General features: G+C 65.7%; 1 protein-coding gene. It reads left to right on the top strand.

Going from position 1 to position 1227, the window contains the following annotated elements; all coding sequences use genetic code 11:
* Positions 1–59: 59 nt before the first annotated feature.
* Positions 60–1220, top strand: coding sequence for an IS30 family transposase (locus AC1DVA_RS28435; protein WP_265050617.1), 1161 nt, complete (start codon positions 60–62; stop codon positions 1218–1220).
* The last annotated feature ends 7 nt before the right edge of the window (positions 1221–1227 follow it).

Here is a 1227-nt window from a genome sequence, read left to right as displayed (position 1 = left end):
GGTGGTCTCAATCGGTAATCGCAACACGCTACTTTTCCTTTGGAGATGGAGCGTGGGTGATGAAGCAGCGGCGGCGGATCTACTATTCGGCGGCCCAGCGGGCTGAGATCTGGGATCGCTGGAAGGCCGGCGAGTCGATGAGTTCGATTGGGCGGCGGTTCGATCGGGAGTCCTCTTCGGTGTTCTCGGTGCTTTCGCCGACGGGCGGCATTCGGCCTCCAGACCGGCGGCGGGCGCCGCGGGCGCTCACTCTCAGCGAGCGGGAGGAAATCTCCCGAGGGCTCAGCACCCGCCGGTCGCTGCGCGTGATCGCTCGGCAATTGGGCCGATCACCGTCCACGGTCAGTCGCGAGGTTCAGCGCAACGGCGGGCCGGATCGCTACCGCGCGGCGCGCTCCGATCAGGCGGCCTGGGACCGGGCCTTGCGTCCCAAGCCGTGCAAGCTGGCTTGCCGACCCGGTCTGGCCCGGACAGTATCCGGCAAGCTGCAGCGGAACTGGTCGCCCGAGCAGATCGCCGGCTGGCTCAAGCGCACCTGCCCCCGGGAGCCACACAATCAAGTGTCGCACGAGACGATCTACCGCAGCCTGTTCATCCAGACCCGTGGGGTGCTGAAGAAGGAACTGCTGGACCACCTGAGGGCCCGGCGAACGATCCGCCGCTCCCGGCACGCCAGCCTGAAGCGGAACGGCCTGGGCCAGATCAGGGACGCCGTCTCCATCAGCGAAAGGCCGGCCTCCGTCGAGGATCGTGCGGTCCCTGGTCACTGGGAAGGCGACCTGATCGGCGGCTCCCGGAACAGCTACGTCGCCACGCTGGTCGAGCGGCATTCGCGCTACGTGATGCTGGTCAAGGTCGCCAACAAAGACACCGGGAGCGTCATCACCGCCCTGATCAAACAGTCGAAGAAACTGCCCGGCGAACTCTATCAGTCCCTGACCTGGGACCGAGGCAAGGAGTTGGCCGACCACAAGCGGCTGGCCCTCGCTTCGAACGTCGAGGTCTACTTCTGCGATCCCAGGTCACCCTGGCAACGTGGCTCGAACGAGAACACCAACCGGCTCCTGCGCCAGTATCTTCCCCACGGAACCGACCTGTCCCTGCAAAGCCAGGCCCAGCTCAGCGCCATCGCCCGTCAGCTCAACGAACGGCCCAGAAAGACCTTGCTCTATCAAACCCCAGCCGAGAGGTTCGCCGAGTGTGTTGCGGCGATCAGTTGAGCCCGCC

It is taken from the genome of Allobosea sp. P4_C6, from assembly GCF_056402015.1.
Note: the sequence above shows the minus strand (reverse complement) of the source record. Positions and strands in the feature narration are given on the sequence as shown.

Coding starts and splice junctions, on each gene's coding strand:
- AC1DVA_RS28435 (WP_265050617.1), top strand. CDS start 60: ATGAAGCAGCGGCGGCGGATCTACTATTCGGCGGCCCAGCGGGCTGAG.